Raw genomic sequence first — 17,143 nt, 5'->3', positions numbered from 1 at the left:
TAGCTGTACAAATTTCATAAGTTCCTTAATAACAAAAAAAAATCCAGCCTGGCTTCAGGCTGGATTCAAAAATGATTATTTAAAGATCAGGACCTTTCCGACTGTTCCGTCAGCACTTTCTCCTGTAACACGGAATTTCAGCCCTTCCTGAGGCACCTTCCGCCCCACATCTACGAGCCCTGGATTGCTGTAGTCAGCGCTGTCGTCGAATAACGGCGTTTGTTTTGTCTGGTTGTCCTTCAGGCTTAGCCCCTGGTTTAAATACTCTATCAGCATTTTACTTGATTTGTTCAGGCTGAATGCTGCATCATGCATCTGAATGCGGTTGTTGGCAACTGAACCGTCGTTCCACTTCAATGCATGCTGATCTGCATCCACAACGCCGAGATACCCCTCGCCTGGATGAATGCCAGTCCAGTTATCTGTGAATGAATCATCGACATACCATACGACAAGGCCTTTATCATAGCTGATCAGGCTGTCGCCGCGGCGCACATGGGCAAGTCCTGCATCCACTCCATTATGAGATCTCCATTCGAGAAGATAGTAATGGTCTGAATAAAATTTCCCTTGGTCTTTAGTGAATCCTTCCAGCGAAAATGCAGATTCTCCTTCTGCATCATCCTTCAGGACTTCCTTTCCATCGGCTGTTATAAGGATATCGTCTGCATAGAAACCTGGCATTGTGGCAGCAACATCTGTGTAGTAATGGAATTTAACCTCAATTTTCTTTCCTGCAAATGCAGACAGGTCAAAGCTGCCATCCTTCCAGCCATTTGAATTCCCTGTAATCCCAAAGCCCGGATTTTGGTTATTCGGGTCTGTATCTGTTGTAAGATTGCCCTGAATAGATACCCATTCCTCAGTCCCCTGCTCACGGACCTGGACAGAAGCGTAGTCCCAATCTTCTTCAATGTCATACCAGGCCTTGAAGGAAAGCTCAGCCTCCGAAGCGCCGGTAAGATCGATTGAAGCTGTCATTGAGTTATTCAGCTCGTCGCCGCTGCCGCTGAAATACTCATATGAACCGCTCGCTGGTGTATTGACGATATTTTCTTTCTGCGGAAGATCGATTCTGACCGCATCATTATTATTTCCTTTCGTTACAGCCTCATCAAGAAGAACTTCCACACCTTTAGAATTTACATCCTCCGAGGAAATGGTCGCACCAGACAGCCAGTTGCCCCCATGCCAATTCTGAAGCATCAGTTTTGCGTAGGCACTGAATCCTGTAGGCTCTGTTCCAGGAACATCTCCTGCCCAGCTTCCGCTCGACATGATTGACCAGTAGGCTACTGGCTCTCCCTGCCCTGTATATTGTGTGTCATACTCATCAGGCAAGCCGAGATCATGTCCATATTCGTGAGCAAATACACCCGCTGCCCCGTCCTCAGGTTCAATCGTGTAGTCCCAGGCTCCCAATACGCCGCCCCAGCGGTCGCTGTCGGATTTAGCTCCTTTAACCGCTACCGGGCCTGATCCAAGTTTTGAACGGTGAGACCAGATGGCATCCCCGCCAAGCGATCCTCCGCCTGCTTCTTCTCCAACACCTGCATGGATGACCATAAGATGGTCGATAAGGCCGTCCGGTTCGTTATAAACGCCGTCCCCATCATAATCGTCACGGTCCCACTGATCATACTCAGTCAGGTTCACATTCGGATCCTGAGCCGCTTTATTCAATGCCTCCATTACAAGGCTTCTGGCGGCTTTATCATTACCGTCCGGTGCCGGCACATTCTCGCCGTAATATTTAGCAGGGTGATCGGCTGTATACCAGCCGGCAACCTTCCCATCCACGGTATAGCTTCCGCCGGACTGCTGTTCATAGTACTGCTTCATGGATACGAGGTTCTGGCCTGAAGGCCCTTCATAGCCTTCCTCTCCAAAGATCATATCCTGGAAATGCTCTAAAGGATAATCTTCATAGAACATGTCTGATTCTTCTTTGGTAATCGAGCTGTGCTTATAATCCGAGAACTCGATGGCAAGGACAAGAACTTTATCTTCTCTTGTATCCCCTTCATAATTTTCCTTTTGTACAGGATCAACATGCGCTTTTTTAGCTTGTCCAAGCTTGTTGCCCTTGCCGTTTTTCAAACCGTTTCCTGATTTGCCTTTTTCCTGCTGTTCAGAAACATCCAGCTCTTTTCCTACTTTTCCGGCCGGGACCTTAGCTGCATTCTCTGCTTTGGCCTTCAGGAATTTTTTTAGTGCCTTATCAGCTTCTGAATGGGTAGCATTGTTCGAAATCTTTCCCTGCTTTTTCAAAAGCTCTATTAATCTTTCATCATTGGCGATGCCTAAATCTGCCTGCGCTCCTGCATATGGGCTGGATACAGCATTATAAGCCTGAGCTTTTTGGACTGGCGCAAAGGCACCGGCTGAAAATACGCTCAGCCCCATGGCTGCAGCCAATACAGCAGAAGCAGCTTTCTTTCTTCTTTTCAATGTGATAGCCCCCTCTAATTATTCTGACAAATCTAGAAGTCGAAATTGTCTAATAACGAGTATACTTTTATTTCGAGGCTCGAACAATGAATCATTCGCACTATTATTTATATATTCATATAATTTAAAATACCTAGTTTCCCCTAAAAATATAAGAAATAATAGGATGATTAATAAGTTTTGTTAATTGGTAAATTATTCTAATATTACTCTAAAACCAAAATAAAACTCCCCTGAAAGGAGAGTCTAATGGTTGTTCGCTAATTCAGGGTTCCGGTTCATCGCTGCTATGAGAAGCACGCCGCTTATCAGCAATAAAAAGCTTGTGACATAAAAGACAGACGAAAACCCGAAATATCCGGAAAGGAAGCCGCCAAGAACCGGCCCGATAATATTCCCGAGAAAGCGGAGGCTTGTATTATATCCCAGCACCTCCCCCTGCATGCTGACAGGTGCTTCCTGGCGGATATAGGCAATCCTGACAGGGATGATTCCGCCAATGGCAATGCCCAGGAGGAACCGGATGACCACGAGCTGCCAGATATTCGTTACAAAAGCTCCTGGCAGATAAACGATAGCCGCCATGAACAGCAGAAATACCAGCACTTTCAGATACCCGGACTGATCACCGATCTTCCCCCATTTTCTTGCCATGAGCAGGTTTCCAAGACCAGCGGCTGAGAAGGCAATCCCCGAGAAGAAAGCAATGTTCTCATGGCCGTGAAGCTCATTCACATACAATGATAGTATCGGCTGGATGCTGAAGTGCGCAATCTGAATGAGCATGCTGATAAAGAGTACAGTCAAAAGGACCGGATTTGCCGCTATATGCTTGATGACCTCTTTGCTGGAATAGCTCGTTTTCGAACCCTTTTTGAGGTCAACCTTGAATTCCTTCGTAAAAATAACGAGAACTGCTGAGATAAAAATGGAAATCGAGGTCCACTGAAAGGTTGTCGCGTATCCGAGCGAGTCAGCAAGGACCCCACCGAGCATCGGGCCTAGCAGCGATCCGGTAATGCTTCCTGTCTGCAGGGTGCCGAGGACCCTCCCTGCAATCCGCTGCGGCGTCTGGGTAGAAATGAACGCCTGGGAAAGGGAAATAAAGCCTGTAAACATCCCCATAAACAATCGAAGCATGAAAAGCTGCCATACACTGGTGACATATCCCATCATAAAGATAGAGACAGCCATGCCAAAGCCGGAGATAAGCAGGATTTTTTTTCGCCCGTATTTATCCCCGATCCTTCCCCAAATCGGCGAAAAGAGAAAAGCAGTCACAAAAGTGATTGCAAATGTCCATCCTGACCATTGCTGGACATATTCCTCTGAAAAGTCCCCGAAGGTTTCTATATATAAAGAGATAAATGGCAAAACCATTGTCATGCTGGCTGCCACAAAAAAGTTGGCAAACCACATAATCATTAAATTTCTCTTTGCTGCCTGTTCCTGATTCATCCACTCCACTTCTTTCGTCTTTTGAATATTTCGCTATACTAAATATTATCATACCGAAATAATCTGATATTGAAAACAGATTTTCATATTATTTTCCACAATGCCTGAAAAACAAACAAAAGGACGCTGCAGCTGCAGCGCCCTTTCTGTAACTATATCAGTTCAGCACCCATTTATCTTTAAGGAATAATGAGCGGGAGATGATGAATACAAGGACAATGGAGAAAGCCGTACTTGCAAGCGTCAGAAGGATATTCTCCATATTGACACTCCCGTGGAGCAGTTCATTGATCAGCGCATGGATGTTCACAAACGGGATCAGAAAATGTTTCATAGTCAATTCATTGATGCCTACGCCGCTCAGGAATAGAGTCGGCACAATTGCAAGCATCATGATCGGTGAAATATAATTCTGCGCTTCCTTTACCGTCTTCGCAATGATGCTGACGACCATTTGCAGGGCACCCATGAACAAGGCGAACAGCAGGGTGATCACAATTGTCACAGCGATAATCGTGAACGTATTGTCCCCAAACTCCAGGGCAGCCTTGAGTTTTTCGGTCAGGAAAATGGTTTCCAGTACAATTGCGGCTACTGATACAATGCCTGCAATCATGCCGATTGTGGAGATTGCGAGCCATTTGGCAAACAGAAGCTTGATCCTGCTGACCGGTGTCATCAGCAATGCCTCCATTGTCTTTCTGTCTTTCTCTCCTGCAAATAAATCTGAAGCAGCAGGATATGCACCGGATGCGATTGCAATCGTAATGACCATTGGCAGGAAGCCCGCAAGTATTCCGACAGAAGCAGCATTTTCATCTTCATTATTGATTTCAGTTACCTGAACAACGATCGGTTGAGTAACTTGTGGATCCAACCCTGCAGCTGTCAGCCTTTCCGAAACCAGTGTATCGCTGTACGCATTCAAAGCCCCTTCCAGCTGTGACATCACATAAGCAGAGTTCTGGCTGAGAGAGTCACCTTTAATGACTGCGGTACCCGGCTCCCCGCCTTCCGGATTTTCAAAGAATTGGCCGCTGAATTCAATGGCTGCATGAGCCTTCCCATCTTTTACAGCCTTCCCGGGGTTGGCATACTCACTCACCTCAAGGTTAGGAATGCCTGACACAAGCTCCTTAACTTCTTCGCCTGCAGTATCGCTGATGGCTAGGGTATAGGTTTCTGAACCATCATCAGACATCATTTTCTCATAAAATAAGGTAAGGCCCGTCAGCAGAAGGATCGGGAGCAGGACGCTCAAAAGTAATGTCCTCCGGTCCCTCAAGATATCCTTCATTTCTTTTATATAAATATTACGAAGCATAATCGTTCCCCCTCACCAATTTTGATTCAAAAATATAATTCAGATCTGAGCTTCCCTCTTCACGGTATAGATCCTCGAGTCCGCCCTTATAGACCATTTCACCTTTATGAATCATGACTACTGAGTCGCAGAGCATCTTCACTTCCTCCATAATGTGGCTGGAAAAGATGATTGTTTTCCCCTGCCTTTTAAGTGAGCTGACAAGCTGCCTGAATACATTTGAAGAAGTGATATCAAGGCCGGTTGTCGGTTCATCAAACAAAATGATTTCCGGGTCATGGATAAGGGTCCTCGCAATGGCAACCTTTTGCCTCATCCCTTTGGAGAATCCCCCTACCTTCCTGTTCAGATAGTCTTTCATGCCGAACATCACTGCAAGCTCATCGATTCTGACCTTTGTTTCATGGCGTCCAAGGCCGTAAAGAGATGCAAAATACTCAAGATTTTCCCTGGCCGTAAGGCGGTCATATAATCCGGTTTCCCCGCCAAACAGAACGCCCATACGCTTCTTTACCTCATCTGGCTGTTTAACGGTATCAAAGCCGCCGACTGAAACGGCACCCTCTGTCGGCGTGTACAGTGTGGCAATCGTCCTCAGTAGTGTTGTTTTCCCGGCCCCATTTTCTCCGAGGAGGCCAACCACCTGGCCTTCCCTGACTGAAAATGATATATGCTTCAATGCAGTTACATGCACCTTTTTATCTTTGAATCTTTTCGTTACTTCCTTTATCTCGATCATCTTTTTTGCTCCTTTCCTGCTCTCTTTGTAGCTTAATCTTACCTGTCTGATCGCATCACCGCTTCGATTCTGTCGCGAAAATGCCATTTCATGTCGTGAAAAGGATGTTTTCTGTCCAATAGATGGTAAAATAGATACGTAATTTAATTGACGAGAGGCGAAACTATGATAAGAGTGGGATTGGTGGATGACCGGCCGATTGATTTAGACAAGCTGTACGGAGTTATATCCAAGATGGAAGGGACAGAAATTGTGTTTTCAACCACCTCTGCAGAAGAGGCTTATGAAAGGGTCAAAAGGGAAGAAATTGACCTCCTGATTGCCGATATTGAAATGCCTGGCCTTTCAGGATACGAACTGGCCGATATTATCCATACGTATGCCCTCAATATTGCCGTCATTTTCGTGACTGGCACGAGCGGCTACGCGGTCCATGCCTTTGAACTGAATGTCCATGATTATATTATGAAGCCATTCACAAAAGACAGGCTTGAAAAAGCCGTCCTCCGATATATTGAAAAAAACCGGACACCGGAAATTTCCGGCCGGCTGTTTCTCAGGCAAAAAAGCGATATTCATATCATCCAGAAAAAAGATATTATCTTTATTGAGCGTTCCGGCCGATCAACCACCATACATACAAAGCAGGAACAAATTAAAACATACCAAACGCTGAATGAGCTTGAAGGCGAGCTCCGTGAAAGAGATTTTATCCGCTCGCACCGTTCATTCATTATCAATATCCATTATGTAAAGAACTTTTCTTTGTACGCCAAAAACTCCTATGTTGTTTTTTTTGATGGGACAACAGAGAAGGCAATGATTACAAAAGAGAAGATAGATTTTTTGCAGGATCACTATTTTTAACAGGCTATGCCTTTATTTTAGTTGAAAAGGGGAAGATGGATTTTGCGCTCTCAGATAAACAGCTCAGCGCCTGCCCTCCTGTATTCGGTGCTATTATCCGCTGCCGGAGCCGGCTGCTTTATACTCCTGGCACCGCAGTGGAAGCCGTTGATGACAGGTGCATTGGCATTCATGATTTTTTCTGCCATCCTTTTCTTTTCGGTAAAACTGAACTCCTCCAGCTTCCACCCAGCCCTTGGAGCGTTATTTTTGGTTTTTCAGCTGCTAGTCCTTCTGGCTGCAGTCCTGTCCGGCTCAAAGGCTGCTATTGCAGCTGCAGCAGGAGCAGCAGTGCTGGCAGAAACAGCCAGATGGTACAGCGGGAAGATCATTTTATCATCAGGTGCACGCCTCAAAGAAAAGGAGATGGAGGTGCGGCAGCTCAATGATACCTATCTCGCTGTTCGCAAGCAGCGGCATGATTTCCTGAAGCATGTCTCGGCTGTCCAATATATGCTGGATAAAGGGCAATTCAGCGAAGCAAAAGCGTATTTCGGGGGGCTCTTGTCCGGATATGAAGAAGTGAATCTGGCCATCAAAGGGGAAAACGGCCCTGTTGCCGGTGTGCTGCATCATATGCAGAAAAAGGCCTCGGCAGAAGGCATAAGCATCCATTACGACCTGGAGCTTCCCCTGTCTTCTCTCCCCATGAAAGATGAGGATATTGCGGCATTAGCGGGCAATATCCTGTCCAACAGCATTGAGGCTGCAGCTGACTATAAAGCTTCCGGCTTTGATGATGCATACGCAAGGCTCCAGTTTTACAAAAGAAGCGGACTTATGATTTTGACCTGCTCCAATAGTACGCTGCCTGTCCCACAGTCCATCATAGACTCCTTGTTTGAAAGATTCGGCATGTCTACTAAGGAGGGGGACCATGAAGGGCTTGGCACAAAAATCATTAAAGATATTGTCCTTTCCTACAATGGCTTCCTGGATTATACCCATAAAGGACAATCTTTTGAAGTTAAAATAAAGATTCCGCACATCTCCTAGTCTGAACTAAAACGCAAGCTTCTTGATCACCCTTTAGGCATGCAGACTAAGTACGCGGTGTCCTGTGCCAGCGTCTGCATACACACATCCTTTTTGGGCCTCAAGACGAAGACTTATATTTTAAAAATACCCTAAACATAAAGATATCCCCCCATTCTCACAGTGGGGGGATTCTTTAATATTTATGGCAGCAGGCCAGCGCCTTCCCGCCACATTTTTTATTGGACAAAGTGAATCCGGCCACTTGAAAGCCATTTTTTTGAAGCAGACGGACTCCCATATTCCGCTCCAGCGGGGAGGCGCAGATAAGATGGATCTTTCTTGCAGGGATATCGTCAAGATTTCGGACAATATAAGGGACAGGAAGATTTACAGCACCCGGAATCCGTTCTTCATAGCCCTCATTGTAATCCCTGATATCAAGGATCACATGGTCCCCGGGGATTTCATCCACCCTGCGGCACGGCACCTTGAGGACTGGAATATAACGATTGTAGAAAGGAACCGCTAGCAAAAACAAGAAAACGATCAGCATATATATCATCTTTTTTGTACCTCACTGAAGTTGGTGATATTTCCCTTAGTTTCACATTAGATTTTTGTGTATCGGCACTTCGATCATATACGCCTTCAGGTATAAAATCAACTCAAATGTCTGCAGCTGCCTGTACTTTTTTCTCCATGAAAAAAGCCGGTTCATGGTCTTGTCCCTGTCAAGTAGACAATATAAAAAGCTATGCAGTGAGCGCGTGTCGATATTCAATCGGCGCGCGTTTCTTTAGTTTCTTTTGTCTTCTTTTGTAGTTGTAATGGTAGATGTAATCCTCAAGAGCTTGCTCTAGTTCTTTTTCTGACTTACATTTATTTATATACAGCTTCTCGGTTTTAAGGTGTGAGAAGAATGATTCTACACACGCGTTGTCCAGGCAGTTTCCTTTTCGAGAGTGGCTGCCCTTGATGCCATTCTTCTCTAATCGGCTGCTGTATAACTTTGACGTGTACTGAAAGCCTTGATCTGAATGGAGAACGGCTTTAGCTACATCTTTTTTCTTTGTCCATTTTTCTACCGTATCTAACACAAGTTCCAGGTCATTTCTCTTAGATAGTTCCCAACTGACTATTTCGTTATTAAAGAGATCCTGTATGACCGATAAATAATAAAATTCTTCTCCAACAGACACATATGTGATATCCGTTACCATTTTTTGATTAGGTCCTGCAGCCTTAAAATTCCTTTTAAGGCGATTAGGGAAGATGATAGAAGGACTATGGCCGTGCCGTTTTCTTTTCTTCCGGATGACTGATTGTATATCCATTTCCTTCATCAGCCTGTTAATCTTCTTGTGGTTAACTACATACCCGTTTTCATGTAATTCGTCTGTAATACGTGGCCGACCATATTCAGGATGTATGAAATGAATCCCTAATATGTGTTCTCGAATGTCATGGTCATCCCTAGCCTTTTCTTCCCGTATAGCTTTCGTTTTTCTCCATTTGTAATAACTAGCCGGTTTGATATAGGCTATTTCCAGCAGCCAGGATACCGGATAGGTATCCCTTAGCTCATCGATCAGCTCATACTTTATTCCTCTGGGTATGTTTCCTCCTCCTTTACCAGATTTGGATACTGCTTTTTTAGAAAGTCAACCTGTGCTTTTAGATAATCCCTTTCCTCTTCAACCGATTTGAATTTAGTCCTAGGCCTGCCTTTTAAAGGGTTAGAGACTCCATTACGCTCATCAAACGGGACTCCTTCTTTCCATTTCTTAACCCACACTTTTAGCTGGCTACAGTGACGGATTCCCAATTCTTCTGCCAACACTTTATAACTTTTAGACCCATTCACGTATCTCATGACGGCATTATGTTTAAACTCCTCCGAATAGCTATTAAAAGTTTGCCCTTTCTTTGCCATGAAAAAATCCCCTCCAAGTAGCATTCTTTCCTCCATGGTAACATGAAGGTTTTTTTGAATGTCTACTTAAAGGGGACAATATCATTCAGCCCGGCTTTTTCAGATGATCTTAAGATCTGTTTTTTTTACACTTCAAATGCCTGTTCCAGGCTCAGCCGGCATTTTGCCCGGAGGCCGGAAAACAGTTTGCACATTCCTTTTACGCTGCCATGCTGCGGCAGATTTCAGCACATTTTAAGCAGGCATCTGCGCATCTCTGGCAATGCTCATGATCGTGCTTTTTGCACTCTTCTCCGCATGCCTCGCAAATATCAGCGCAGACAGCGCAGATCTGTTTTGCAAATGGGCTGTCAGATTGCATTGCCTTAGCCGCAAACGCGCAAAAATCGGCACACTCCCTGTCAAGCCTGATGCAGCGGGCCATCATCTTTACATCCTCTTCCTTCAGACAGGCATCAAAGCACATATTGCATGCATCCATACATTCAAGACAGGCCTGTATACATTCTTCATAAACTGAGTTTTCCAATTGAATCCCTCCATTCTCTTTTCTACTCTGTTACCACTTTAAAAAGAAATAAAACAAACAGGCAGCCAAATTCCGGCTGCCTGGATGTTATCAGCGTCTGTCCAGTTCTTCCTCGGATAAGATGCCCATGCTCTTTACATGCGCCCTTGCTTCTTCATCTCCAAGCTGGTAGATCAGTGCATATGCCTGTTCAATCGTGGCATCATATTCATCATTCTGAGGATCTTTATGATATTCAAGGAAAGGAATATGTGAGCGTACGAATGTTTTTAAATCCGCATCATAGTTGATATTTAAATATTTTGCCAGCTGGTGGATTTCCTCATCATCTGCAAAGACCCTGAATTGCCAGTCCTCTCCTTCTGCTTTTCCCGGATGGATTTGGCCATTCTCGATATCAATATAATAATCTTTCTTCTCTTCCATCATCTCAACTCCTGGCTTTTTTTATGCCTTTACCACACAGTAAGCTATGGCTAAACCAGAGTTGCCCATTCCCGTCAGCAGCTGCGCCGCTTCAATAACCTTTTATACACATAAGCTGCCCCATTTAATACAGGTTCGGGGAACCTTTTTGGAAACAATGGCTTGAAATAGAACTTGCAGAAAAAATATTTCAGGTCTTCCCATTGCCTGCAGAAGCTGGCCTGCCTGAATCTTGCCACATCAATCAGCATGATTTCCCCAGCTGACGTTTTAAATAAATTCCTGAGGTGGATGTCAGAAGGATTCAGCCCTTTAGCACGGGCAAGCTCCAGCGCTGCATCCACTCTTGCAATATCGTCCGGTGTGATTTTGGTTCCGTTTGTAAGGCATTCAAAAAAGGTTTGACCTTCAATATAGTCAATGACAATATAGTTATCCCCTTTTTCATGCAGGCGCGGATAAAATACGCCTCCTTCGAGCTGCCCATAAATCTCAGCCTCTTCCAGGGCAATGTGGCTGAAAGCAGGGGCAAATACCTTGAGTGCCTTTTCTGTCCCGGCAATCTTGAAAACAGCTGCACTTCTGCCCGTTCCAGCATGAAGGAGGGCTTCGTCTTTTTGTATATATCTGATTGGATTTTCGGCAATAAGGACGCTTTCAGCGAGCCTTTTATACTTTTTCTGCGGCATAGAAGTTCCTCCTCCTGTTTTACAGACTCTGCAAAATGGCAGAGCCTGCCCCCTCCTAGTAAAGATGTATTCCCGAACTTCTCTCAATAGTCTAGCTGATGCTAATAACCAGACAGCATCCTTCAAACGACAAAAAAGGCATCATGACCTTTTGCCTGGTCATAATGCCTCAATAATCAAAAGAGACCCATACCAAACAAACGTGGTAAAGGTCTCGCAAACAATTCGAAGATTGCCAGCATAGCCGGGGCTATTGCCCGTATTGACGACTGTGCTTATCTGCTACTCCCCTTTTAAAAAAGGAAATCAATTTATATAGACTTATTTTACAAAAGAAGGCTGTTTAAGTCAAACAGCCTCCACAAGCCATCTATTAATGGCAATGCGGGCAGTGCTTACGATTCAGCCAGTGGGGCATGAAGCCTTCTTCTTTCATTTTTTCGTGCCTTTTTTCCAGATGCTTCACCATTTCCTGTGCCTGGTCAGCAGTGATTGCCCCAAAGTCTGCATATTTCATGATGACCTTTTTCCTCGCCTCCAGGACATCTGCCTGAAGAGCCTCAATTTCCTTTACCTGCTCCTCTGTCAGCTGTTTGCGCTGTCCGCTGTCCGTACCTTCTGCCTGTACCATTCCAGCAGCCTGTCCAAGAAAAAGTGCGCATAGAAGCACGATGCTAAGCTTTTTTAACATGATCTTCACTCCTTTTTTATGTTTCGTTTATTTTTACCTCAAATAACCAAATCTATGAATGGAAAAAATTAGAGTGAATCTTTCATTCCTCTTTCTTTTTGTAAAGATTATGTAAAGGTACTTAAATTCCATTCAGATATTGTTATACTACCGTTATCGAAATCCGATATTGAACTTCGATATAACGATAGGGGGCTGGGAAGTGGAAGATAAAATTCTGCGCAAATTATTCTTGGGCTTTATCCAGATCCACATCCTCCACCATGCATTGGAAGAACCGATCTATGGAGCATGGATGCTGGAAGAGCTGAAAGAGCATGGCTACTCGATAAGCTCTGGCACATTGTATCCCATTCTTCACGGGATGGAATCAGATGGCCTGCTTATGAAGGAAAACCGGAATGTGGATGGTAAAATCCGGAAGTACTATACGGCTACTCCAAAAGGGCAGACGGTTTTGGAAGAAGCCAGGAAAAAGGCTTATGAGCTTTTTAAAGAAATCAAGGATTGATTAACGGAAGGAGAGACGAAAAGATGAATACAGAAAGTAAATATACCATTCATACTTTTATTGAGATACTGCTAGTTTCGGCCAAGCTTGGCCTGACATCATTTGGCGGTCCTATTGCCCACTTGGGCTATTTTCATGAAGAGTATGTAAGACGGCGGAAGTGGATGGATGAGCAAAGCTATGCTGATCTTGTAGCTCTTTGCCAGTTCCTGCCCGGCCCTGCAAGCAGCCAGGTAGGCATGGGAATCGGCTTTGCCAGAGGTGGCCTGATTGGCGGTTTTCTTGCCTTCTTAGGCTTTACCCTCCCTTCCGTTGTAGCGCTGATTCTTTTTGCACTTCTCATGGATGGCCTGGACGCAGCCAATTCCGGGTGGATCCATGGTTTGAAAATTGTAGCCACTGCTGTGGTGGCGCATGCTATCATGGGAATGGCGTCAAAGCTTGCACCTGATCTGAAAAGGAAGGCCATCGTCCTTCTTGCCCTGACAGCAGCCCTTTTGTGGCAAACTGCAATTTCGCAGATTTCGATTATCTTAGCCGCGGGAATTGCCGGTTCTGTCCTTTATAGAAACCACTCACAGGAAAAAAAGGCACCAATGCCATTTCCGATTTCAAAAAAGACAGGCGCAGCGGCACTGGCATTATTTTTCGGCCTGCTCATCATCCTTCCGGTTCTTCGGGAAGCCACTTCCTTAAACTGGATTGCGATGTTTGACAGCTTTTACCGCTCCGGTTCACTCGTATTTGGCGGCGGTCATGTTGTACTTCCCCTCCTTGAACGGGAGTTTGTGCCGGGCGGCTGGCTGACTGAAGAAGCCTTTCTTGCCGGATATGGCGCTGCCCAGGCGGTGCCGGGCCCGCTCTTCACCTTTGCTTCCTATATCGGAGCCGTAATCAGCGGCTGGCAGGGGGGTCTCCTGGCGACTGCCGCTATATTCCTCCCCGCCTTTTTATTGATTTCAGGCGCGCTGCCATTCTGGGCCAGGCTGCGCAGCAACCCAAAGGCTGCCAGTGTCTTGATGGGGGTCAATGCAGCAGTGGTAGGCATTCTGATTGCTGCCTTTTACAATCCAATCTGGACAAGCTCCATCCTGGCGCCGGCAGACTTCGCATTCGCAAGCATCCTTTTTGCCATGCTTGCCTACTGGAAGCTGCCTCCATGGATCGTCGTACTAACCGGGGCAGCCGGCGGTGCTTTATTAGGGCTTCTCTAGATGCAATACTTCAGTTGAACAGAAAAAAGAGGCAGCGGGGGATTCCCGTTGCCTCTTCAGTCTGCTTATTCAGCAGCGGCTGTTTTCTTTTTTCCTCTTCTCTTCAGCTTCATTAAGCTCTCATACACAATAGGCACAATCAGCAATGTGAGAAGCGTTGAGCTTGTGAGTCCGCCTATTACGGTTACTCCCAGTCCTTTGGAAATCAGGCCGCTTCCTTCAAGTCCTACAGCCAGCGGCGCCAATGCACCGATGGTTGCGATGGCTGTCATCAGGATTGGACGAAGCCTTGTACCGGCTGCTTCCAGAAGCGCTTCCCGTGTCGGCAGGCCTTCCTGTTCCTTATGGATGACGCGGTCAATCAGAACGATTGCATTGGTCACGACAATCCCGATCAGCATCAATGCCCCGATCATGGCAGATACGCTCAAGGTCTCCCCTGCAATCAATAGCCCGACAAGAGCACCGATGATCGTGAACGGCAGTGAGAACAGGATGGCAAATGGAGCAAGCCCTCCGCCAAAAGTAATGACCAGAACGAGATATACAATCGCGATGGCAGCAAGCATCGCAAGCCCAAGCTGTGTAAAGGATTCATTGATATCCTCCGTTACACCGCCCATTGAAATTTCTACATTTGAAGGCAGCTCAAGCTTATCAGCTTCCGCATTCACATCTGCAGAAACTTTTGCAACATCCTTCGATGTAATCTCTCCGCTGACATTCGCGTAAATCCGGCCGTCCTGCCTTGTAATCGTATCGGAAGTCGTACCTTCCTGAATTTCGACCACATCTTTAATCGGAACCTCAATTCCCAGTGGAGACTGAACCGTCTGGTCTGTAAGGTCATCGATATCCTGGTAAGATTCTGCTTCCATTTCAACATATACGTTGACTTCTTCGTTATCATAATCAACCGTCGTCAGCACCTGGCGCTGGCCTGTGTTGGAAAGGCCCATTCCGATCTGTGCTGCAGACAGCCCCAGGCTGCTCAATTTCTCCTGGTCAGCTACGAGCGTGTATTCGTCATACGTATCTGAGATGCTTGTTTTAACATTTGTCAAAGAATCATTGTCTTTAAAGATGCCTTCAAGTTCGGAGATGACCGGCTCAATATCATCCATGCTCTCTCCGTATACCTGCATGGAAAGCGAACTGCTTGAACCCATTCCGGAGAAGTCCTGGCTTCCCCATTCCCCTTTATCAGCCAAACCTTTCAGCTCTTCAATCACATCTTCTTTTTCTTTATCAAAATTCTCTTTGCTATCCTCATATTCTACAAAGAACATAGCGGAATTGGACTGGCCGGGGTTCATCGGATTTTCTCCGCCCACAGAGAACTGCAGGTTTTTCACTCCGTCTCTGTCGAGAAGCATCTCTTCTGCGCGGCCGGCAATTTCCTCTACCTCTTCAAGTGTCTGGCCCGGCTCTGGTTTGTATGTGGCAATCACCATTTTCTGCTCATCGGCAGGCAGGAAAGAGACGCCGATTACTGGTACAAGGAACAAGCTTCCGACCAGCATCAGTACGGCAATCCCCGAGGTGATGATTTTGTGGTTCAATGCCCAGTTAAGGACCTTCCGGTAGCCTGAAGCAAGCTTGCCGGGCTTTTCTTCATCCTGATGCTGATGCTTAGCCGGCAATCCGTTCTTAAAGAACGTATGGGCCATCATCGGCACAATCGTAATCGCTACAAGCAGCGATGCAAGCAGGGCAAATACCACGGTAAGAGCAAACGGAAGGAACAGTTCCCCAACCGTGCCTTTAACCAGTCCAAGCGGGAGGAATACCGCAATGGTGACAATGGTCGAAGACAGGATCGGCATAAACATTTCCTTTGTTGCCGAAACAATCAGTTCCCGTCCTGACAGTTCTTCACCTTTAAGGCTCATGCGGCGGAAAATATTTTCGATGACGACAATTGAATCATCGATTACACGGCCGATGGCCACAGTCATGGCACCCAATGTCATAATGTTCAGCGTGATATCCATCTGCTTCAGCAGAAGTATCGCAATAAGCAGCGATAATGGGATTGAAATGACCGATATGATCGTCGTCCTGAAATTGCGCAGGAACAGAAGAATGATGATCATCGCAAAAATTGCCCCAAATACAGCTTTGCTCAGCATCGTCTCTACAGATTCTTCGATCGGCTCTCCCTGGTCAAAGATTGGCGTTACCTTCAAGCCATCAATGTCTTTTTCAAGCTCTGAAAGCTGTGCCTTTACATCATTGACAACTTCAACCGTATTGGCATCGGCGGCTTTAACAATCTGTACGCCGATTGATGTTTCTCCATTAGTCCTTGAAATCGATTCGGCTTTGCCGACCACTTCAATAGTGGCGATATCCTGAAGCTCAACAGTCGGAATTCCTGCAGCTGCACCAGCCTGGCCAGCGCCCTGCTGTGCACCTGCACCAGGGGCAGCACCCTGCTGCTGTCCTGCAGCCTGCTGGCCGCTTTCAGCCGGAGCACCCTGGGCCTGCTGGCCGGCTCCCTGCGGAACAGCTGGAATCTTCAGCTGTTTTAAGTCATCTATTGTAGCGATATTTCCATCAATAACAACCGATTTTTCAGTGTTTTCAAATGTATACAATCCGAGCGGGAAAGAAACATCAGAACCTTTGATGATGTTCTTGACTGTTTCTTCATCAAGCCCAAATTCAGCCATCTTTTCCTGGTCAAAGGTGAGCTGTGCTTCCTGAAGCTGCTGGCCGGATATCTGGACAGAAGAAACTCCTTCTATCCCCTCAATCGCAGGCACAATCTGGTCTTCAGCCGTTTTAGTCAGCTCAGGCAGAGATTTTTTCTCATCAGAGATGCTCAGGGACATGATTGGGAATGCATCAAGGCTGAGGCGGGAAACACCGGGCTCCTGGGCACCGTCTGGAAATTCAATGCTGTCCAGCGCTTCCTTCACTTCATCCTGTGCTTTATCCATATCTTTGTCAAAATTGTATTGTATCTGAACCGATGAAGCGTTCTGGAAGGAAGAAGAGCTTACCACTGATACTCCTTCAAGGTTTTGGACCCTCTTTTCAATCGGTTCTGAAATTTCATCTGCCACCTGTTCCGGAGTGGCACCCGGGTAGACCGTCATCACCGAAACAAGCGGGGTCGAAATGCTCGGGATGGTTTCCATTTTCATGTTCAGCCCGGAATACAAGCCTGCTGCCGTAATAATAATTGTCAGAAGCCAGACAGCAAATTTGTTCTTCAGGGAAAACTGGATAATGCTTTTCATACTTCCTCTCCTTGCTATAATTGATTTAATTGACTTTTTGTATTAT

General features: G+C 46.0%; 15 protein-coding genes. 4 read left to right on the top strand and 11 right to left on the bottom strand.

Going from position 1 to position 17,143, the window contains the following annotated elements:
- Positions 1-75: 75 nt before the first annotated feature.
- The 4 genes from Q9R36_RS21715 to Q9R36_RS21700 all read right to left on the bottom strand — a co-directional run bounded on the left by Q9R36_RS21715 (position 76) and on the right by Q9R36_RS21700 (position 5,972).
- On the bottom strand, positions 76-2,406 hold the full coding sequence (locus Q9R36_RS21715) for an immune inhibitor A domain-containing protein (protein WP_165352675.1): 2,331 nt from the start codon (positions 2,404-2,406) through the stop codon (positions 76-78).
- Between the two features lie 291 nt (positions 2,407-2,697).
- Complete coding sequence (locus Q9R36_RS21710) at positions 2,698-3,909, bottom strand: MFS transporter (protein WP_009795100.1); 1,212 nt, start codon at positions 3,907-3,909, stop codon at positions 2,698-2,700.
- Between the two features lie 157 nt (positions 3,910-4,066).
- Positions 4,067-5,233, bottom strand: coding sequence for an ABC transporter permease (locus Q9R36_RS21705; RefSeq protein WP_129613560.1), 1,167 nt, complete (start codon positions 5,231-5,233; stop codon positions 4,067-4,069).
- Complete coding sequence (locus tag Q9R36_RS21700) at positions 5,223-5,972, bottom strand: ATP-binding cassette domain-containing protein (RefSeq protein WP_022543542.1); 750 nt, start codon at positions 5,970-5,972, stop codon at positions 5,223-5,225. Before Q9R36_RS21700 ends, Q9R36_RS21705 begins: the two co-directional genes overlap by 11 nt.
- 165 nt (positions 5,973-6,137) lie before the next feature.
- Here Q9R36_RS21700 and Q9R36_RS21695 point away from each other — a divergent pair, with 165 nt between their 5' ends.
- Together Q9R36_RS21695 and Q9R36_RS21690 are read left to right on the top strand one after the other, a co-directional pair.
- Positions 6,138-6,839: a LytR/AlgR family response regulator transcription factor gene (locus Q9R36_RS21695; RefSeq protein WP_009795097.1), complete on the top strand. Its 702-nt coding sequence runs from the start codon at positions 6,138-6,140 to the stop codon at positions 6,837-6,839.
- A 42-nt stretch (positions 6,840-6,881) separates the two neighbouring features.
- Positions 6,882-7,874 carry a sensor histidine kinase gene (locus Q9R36_RS21690; RefSeq protein ID WP_022543541.1) on the top strand — a complete coding sequence of 331 codons (993 nt, stop codon included), beginning with the start codon at positions 6,882-6,884 and terminating at the stop codon, positions 7,872-7,874.
- A gap of 175 nt (positions 7,875-8,049) precedes the next feature.
- On the opposite strand, the gene Q9R36_RS21685 is transcribed toward Q9R36_RS21690, so the two are convergent.
- From Q9R36_RS21685 to Q9R36_RS21660, 6 genes are all read right to left on the bottom strand, one after another.
- Complete coding sequence (locus Q9R36_RS21685) at positions 8,050-8,418, bottom strand: rhodanese-like domain-containing protein (RefSeq protein WP_009795094.1); 369 nt, start codon at positions 8,416-8,418, stop codon at positions 8,050-8,052.
- Positions 8,419-8,608: 190 nt separating this feature from the next.
- Positions 8,609-9,789 (bottom strand): IS3 family transposase gene (locus Q9R36_RS21680; RefSeq protein ID WP_396137133.1). Its coding sequence is split into 2 segments (ribosomal slippage): positions 8,609-9,478 and positions 9,481-9,789, totalling 1,179 coding nucleotides; the frame shifts between segments, so codons are not numbered across the junction.
- Between the two features lie 199 nt (positions 9,790-9,988).
- Positions 9,989-10,318, bottom strand: coding sequence for a four-helix bundle copper-binding protein (locus Q9R36_RS21675; protein ID WP_009795092.1), 330 nt, complete (start codon positions 10,316-10,318; stop codon positions 9,989-9,991).
- 90 nt (positions 10,319-10,408) lie between these two features.
- Complete coding sequence (locus Q9R36_RS21670) at positions 10,409-10,747, bottom strand: hydrolase (RefSeq protein ID WP_253616498.1); 339 nt, start codon at positions 10,745-10,747, stop codon at positions 10,409-10,411.
- Between the two features lie 71 nt (positions 10,748-10,818).
- Positions 10,819-11,433, bottom strand: a complete 615-nt coding sequence (locus Q9R36_RS21665; RefSeq protein WP_009795090.1) for a serine/threonine protein kinase — start codon at positions 11,431-11,433, stop codon at positions 10,819-10,821.
- Between the two features lie 373 nt (positions 11,434-11,806).
- On the bottom strand, positions 11,807-12,124 hold the full coding sequence (locus Q9R36_RS21660; RefSeq protein WP_009795089.1) for a YckD family protein: 318 nt from the start codon (positions 12,122-12,124) through the stop codon (positions 11,807-11,809).
- A gap of 202 nt (positions 12,125-12,326) precedes the next feature.
- Between Q9R36_RS21660 and Q9R36_RS21655 the strand changes: the two genes are divergently transcribed.
- Positions 12,327-12,635 (top strand): PadR family transcriptional regulator, encoded by a 309-nt coding sequence (locus Q9R36_RS21655; RefSeq protein WP_009795088.1) that lies wholly within the window; start codon positions 12,327-12,329, stop codon positions 12,633-12,635.
- A 23-nt stretch (positions 12,636-12,658) separates the two neighbouring features.
- Entirely contained in the window at positions 12,659-13,849 is a 1,191-nt protein-coding gene (locus tag Q9R36_RS21650) for a chromate transporter (RefSeq protein ID WP_224949890.1), read from the top strand.
- Between the two features lie 65 nt (positions 13,850-13,914).
- Here the strand turns inward: Q9R36_RS21650 and Q9R36_RS21645 are convergent, their stop codons facing one another.
- A complete protein-coding gene (locus Q9R36_RS21645; RefSeq protein WP_101551045.1) occupies positions 13,915-17,097 on the bottom strand; it encodes an efflux RND transporter permease subunit in 3,183 nt (1,060 codons plus the stop codon).
- Positions 17,098-17,143: the final 46 nt, after the last annotated feature.

It is taken from the genome of Bacillus sp. AG4(2022) (genome assembly GCF_031844465.1).
Taxonomy (GTDB): Bacteria; Bacillota; Bacilli; order Bacillales; family Cytobacillaceae; genus Bacillus_AB; species Bacillus_AB infantis.
The sequence above is the reverse complement of the archived record's forward strand: the minus strand, read 5'-3'. Positions and strand labels throughout refer to the sequence as shown.

What these genes read in the sequence shown, in the direction of transcription:
- Q9R36_RS21660 (WP_009795089.1), bottom strand. Translation starts at nt 12,124, where the DNA reads ATGTTAAAAAAGCTTAGCATCGTGCTTCTATGCGCACTTTTTCTTGGA.
- Q9R36_RS21695 (WP_009795097.1), top strand. Translation starts at nt 6,138, where the DNA reads ATGATAAGAGTGGGATTGGTGGATGACCGGCCGATTGATTTAGACAAG.
- Q9R36_RS21665 (WP_009795090.1), bottom strand. Translation starts at nt 11,433, where the DNA reads ATGCCGCAGAAAAAGTATAAAAGGCTCGCTGAAAGCGTCCTTATTGCC.
- Q9R36_RS21700 (WP_022543542.1), bottom strand. Translation starts at nt 5,972, where the DNA reads ATGATCGAGATAAAGGAAGTAACGAAAAGATTCAAAGATAAAAAGGTG.
- Q9R36_RS21645 (WP_101551045.1), bottom strand. Translation starts at nt 17,097, where the DNA reads ATGAAAAGCATTATCCAGTTTTCCCTGAAGAACAAATTTGCTGTCTGG.
- Q9R36_RS21670 (WP_253616498.1), bottom strand. Translation starts at nt 10,747, where the DNA reads ATGATGGAAGAGAAGAAAGATTATTATATTGATATCGAGAATGGCCAA.
- Q9R36_RS21650 (WP_224949890.1), top strand. Translation starts at nt 12,659, where the DNA reads ATGAATACAGAAAGTAAATATACCATTCATACTTTTATTGAGATACTG.
- Q9R36_RS21705 (WP_129613560.1), bottom strand. Translation starts at nt 5,233, where the DNA reads ATGCTTCGTAATATTTATATAAAAGAAATGAAGGATATCTTGAGGGAC.
- Q9R36_RS21710 (WP_009795100.1), bottom strand. Translation starts at nt 3,909, where the DNA reads ATGAATCAGGAACAGGCAGCAAAGAGAAATTTAATGATTATGTGGTTT.
- Q9R36_RS21685 (WP_009795094.1), bottom strand. Translation starts at nt 8,418, where the DNA reads ATGATATATATGCTGATCGTTTTCTTGTTTTTGCTAGCGGTTCCTTTC.
- Q9R36_RS21715 (WP_165352675.1), bottom strand. Translation starts at nt 2,406, where the DNA reads ATGGGGCTGAGCGTATTTTCAGCCGGTGCCTTTGCGCCAGTCCAAAAA.